This is a genomic window from Paenibacillus popilliae ATCC 14706 (assembly GCF_000315235.1).
In the GTDB taxonomy this organism is placed as follows: domain Bacteria; phylum Bacillota; class Bacilli; order Paenibacillales; family Paenibacillaceae; genus Paenibacillus_B; species Paenibacillus_B popilliae.
In genome coordinates, this window is sequence record NZ_BALG01000165.1 from 1 (window position 1) to 3,816 (window position 3,816).

General features: G+C 45.0%; 4 protein-coding genes and 2 pseudogenes. 4 read left to right on the forward strand and 2 right to left on the reverse strand.

Annotated elements, in window-relative coordinates:
* Positions 1–719: 719 nt before the first annotated feature.
* Both PPOP_RS11495 and PPOP_RS11505 read left to right on the forward strand, forming a co-directional pair.
* Entirely contained in the window at positions 720–1,121 is a 402-nt protein-coding gene (locus tag PPOP_RS11495) for a hypothetical protein (RefSeq protein ID WP_006286530.1), read from the forward strand.
* 874 nt (positions 1,122–1,995) lie between these two features.
* On the forward strand, positions 1,996–2,205 hold the full coding sequence (locus PPOP_RS11505; protein WP_148277924.1) for a hypothetical protein: 210 nt from the start codon (positions 1,996–1,998) through the stop codon (positions 2,203–2,205).
* 189 nt (positions 2,206–2,394) lie between these two features.
* On the opposite strand, the gene PPOP_RS25960 is transcribed toward PPOP_RS11505, so the two are convergent.
* Together PPOP_RS25960 and PPOP_RS11510 are read right to left on the reverse strand one after the other, a co-directional pair.
* Positions 2,395–2,454 (reverse strand): hypothetical protein, encoded by a 60-nt coding sequence (locus PPOP_RS25960; protein WP_422730642.1) that lies wholly within the window; start codon positions 2,452–2,454, stop codon positions 2,395–2,397.
* 32 nt (positions 2,455–2,486) lie between these two features.
* A pseudogene (locus PPOP_RS11510) lies at positions 2,487–2,875 on the reverse strand (MerR family transcriptional regulator); the annotation flags it as partial.
* A 468-nt stretch (positions 2,876–3,343) separates the two neighbouring features.
* Between PPOP_RS11510 and PPOP_RS11515 the strand changes: the two are divergent.
* The gene (locus PPOP_RS11515) at positions 3,344–3,598 is read left to right on the forward strand and encodes a YciI family protein (RefSeq protein WP_006286533.1); all 255 of its coding nucleotides are present in this window, start codon (positions 3,344–3,346) and stop codon (positions 3,596–3,598) included.
* A 23-nt stretch (positions 3,599–3,621) separates the two neighbouring features.
* Positions 3,622–3,816 (forward strand): annotated as a pseudogene (locus PPOP_RS11520) (lipoate--protein ligase family protein); the annotation flags it as partial.

Genomic DNA, 3,816 nt, shown 5'->3' on the forward strand with positions numbered 1-3,816 from the left:
AGTTGAACAAATACTGACAGCAGAACTGGAAGGTCGCAAGCGTGCGAAACTAAACAAGTTGGTGAACACAGATGGATTTCCCCATCTGAAAACACATATCGCTGGCAAGTAGCTTCTGCACTTTTGGGCTGCCATATTGAGCATTTTTTTCTTGCCAAACACAACTACTGCGGGAAAAGTCGAAATGGAAAATTCAGAGTGAAGCGACAAACGAGCAGAAAGAAATTTCAAGCCGCTCTAAATCGAATGAAGCTATGGATAAAGGCGAACCGAACCCTGCAGGTCAAATCATTGTTAGCTCAACTCAAAGTAAAACTCGTTGGACACTACAGATTCTACGGTATCACCGACAATGGGCCAATGCTATCGAGATACGGGTACGGTATAATGAGGCTGCTATTTAAATGGTTGAATCGAAGAAGTCAAAGAAACAGCTATACTTGGGAGAAATTCTTATTGCTAATGAAAGCCAATCCACTACCAAAACTAAGAATATATTCGAGTGTGTTTTGATGGAACGGGATCCGTGTGAAACTTCTGATGAGGAGCCGTGTGCGTAAATAGTGCAAGCACGGTTCTGCGAGGGGGGAGCGTACAATCCAGTGAAGAAAGGCGCTCCTCTACTCTACAGATGTATGATAAATGTTTGGTAATATATTGAAACTAAGGTCTTTTAGGAGTATAATAGGCATGAAAATACATTTTGGAGGGAGTAAATCATGAAACATGGACCAAAAACTTTACTAGTGACAGCATTTACGGCACTAAGTTTTCTAAGTGCAACTTCTGCATTTGCCGCACAAAATAATTACCACAGTACTTATGATTTTGAGTATGGAGTAGTAACGCACCAGAAATTTAATACTACTGATACACCTTCGTGTTATATTTCTACTGTTCCAAACACAAAAAAAACAACGGGTCTTACTATGTCTAAGATTTTAAGAAAACATGATGGTTTGATTTGGGCAAGTGAGCTTGATGAGAGAGAAGTAAGCGCTACAAGTAATAACGGTGTAACATTAACGGGTGACGGATCAGGAAAATATGATGTTTATTTGAAAGCACGGGAGGATGGTAGAAAGTATGTGGGAAAAGTAAGCGTGTACTGTAACTGGTAAAGAAGAATGGTCATTATGACCATGGGGAGATTCAAAAAGTTAACTGTTTTAAGTTTGGCTGCCATTTGGTTTATCTCAAGCTCTCACTGTTCGTGAGGGCTTTTTGGATGGATAAAAATGTTGCAGGGAGGTGCATTCATAAGACCAACCTTAAGTGCATTGAGTACGATCTTAAGCATCTAATATTTGTGCGCGTGATAGATTGCTAAAACCAGAAAAATAGTATATTATAGGCAGATATGAGATAACCAAAATCAAAGGGAGGGATATCATGCCAAGTGGTGGATATCGTGAGGGTTCAGGACGTAAGCGTCTATCTGACAACAGTTTGAAACGAGTATTGTCCATAACGATGTCAGCGGATGAGTGGGAGCGTATTGATAATCTAATAGCTCAGGGATTTTTTGAGTCTAAGAGTGAGTATTTTCGCAAGCTGCATGAGTCTCAATTTGCGTCTAGAGACAGTTTTAAAGTACCCCAATAATGCTCGAGTTTGGCGTTACCCCATGCTTTATCGTATGGGGTAACAGTATACGGTTTTTTTTACGCTTACATCAAATGTCCGAAACGACAGTGAACCAACGAAAAGGGTCCAATTGAAATTGGCTGACTTATTAGACGAACGCAGAATTGGACAACACGAACTTGCGCGAATGACTGGGGTTGGATATCTCATCTATGAACGAGATGTGTAATCGCTAGACTGTCCGATTACCCCTCGATCATCTTGCCGCAATGTGCGAAGTGGCTAACGTTGATCTATCGGATATCATCAAATTGGTGCCAATAGAAGATGAAGAAACTAAACGATACGTTTAACGTATCAGTGTATAATAAAGGGGTAAAATATTCAAGTAGAGAGGGGATGCTGCAATTGGAAGAGATTAAAGCTCTGCTAATCGCAATCATTGAAAATCAACAAGTAACGAACGCCAAGCTTGACGCTATGGAGATGAGACAAGCGAAGTTTGAAGGCGAAACGAAAGGTAGCTTCGAAGATCTTCAAAAGCAGTTCGACTACATCGCCGGAAAGCTAGGCGAGCATGACCGGGATTTATACGTACTGAAACGAAATCAAGGCTAAGAAGCCCACCGCCCGCCAATCCGACAACCACGAACCCATCCGCAAAAAGCCTTGGGAGAGTCGAAGCCACTGAAAAAGTCCCAATAATTTGAGAAAGGGACAATCACTTATGAAAAATGAGGAGATTGCACCTTATTTTCTGTCCAACGAAGTGTAAACGATCCATCTTTAATTGCTGTCTAATGTAACTTACGATTTGCAGTATATCAATACCGCATCCCGGAGGAACGCCGCACAGCCAACCGCGATGTTATCGTAATAGGCCGTGAAACGCGGATCGTCTCGACCTTTTTTTGAATAAGCCCTTCAAATTTTTCTTTATCGCTCATGATCGTTTCTCCTTTCGCTGCCATTATGGTTTTTCCACGTTGGCAATTAGGTAATCCAGTTGTTTTCGCTTAGCAAGTAGCGCAGTTAGATGGCTTTGGAGTGCCGTCACGCCGTCAAAATCCTTGGTAGATGTGATTTTTTTGATTTCATCAAGCGGTACGCCGAGTTCACGGTAAAAAAGTATTTGCTGCAGCCGGTCAACTTCTATTTTCCCATATATGCGTATCCGTTTTGAACTCATCCGGACTGGAGATAGCAATCCGATTTCATCGTAATACCGTAGCGTTCTCGTGCTGATTCCCGCCAATTTTGCCAGCTTGTTGACACCATGATAAACTATTACGTAACGTAAAGGTAAATAGGGGTATAAAAAATTTTTCCCCTGTGTGCCGAGAGCAGCCAGCTCCATCGCGTCGTCGTGTAGTGTGAAGCCTTTGTCGTCGTCGGCGCTGTTTTCCTTGACCACCTAATAAATCTGAAACAACAGGTTGTTCGCCTGTAAACATTGTCTTGAACAGGACGTTACTATGAAGCGTTTGAACTTATGTCGTAGCGCCGCTCCAATCCGCACGGGCGGCGCTTGCGGCGGATCCGGTTCACCGGTTTACCCTTTTCATATGTATCCTTCTATTGTACGCTAGACATGAAGGTACGGCATAGGCCTCGTGGAAGCTGGCTGTTCGGCGAGCGGACGAGGCGGCATAATGCATGACTTGCCATCCGCAGGCTGCGGTCTGCCGGTGCGGGAGACGATTCGTCCTACGTTGCCGTATTCATTACCTGATCTGAGAAAAGGAGATTATCGACAATGGCTTATTATGCGGCTTTATTGGAAATGAAGGATGCCTCCAAAAACCAAACGTACCGCCAGGTGCACTTGGATTATTTGGACAAGCTGAAGGAGCAGGGCAAGGTGTTCGCCAAAGGCGCCTTCGGCGACGGATCGGGCGGCATGGTCATTTATGCGGCAGATTCAATGGAAGAAGCGCGGCAACTGGCGGAGAACGATCCGTATGTCTTGGAAGGAGTTCGGCATCTGAACCTTCGCGAGTGGAAAATATAGCATGGAGGGTAGGGGGCGGCGACATGTATCACCGATCAGAGACGGCGAGCGGCGGCCCGCCACCGGAGGATGAGGCCCTCGATGAGCTTGCTCTCGGCAAGCTGAACGACGTGCTGCTGCTGGATCGCACGAACGATTGGACGGAGCGGGACCCGCTCTATCCGTTCGCGCTGGACGAACTGTTGTGCAGGCAGACCGGCCGCGGCGGCCCGCCGCTC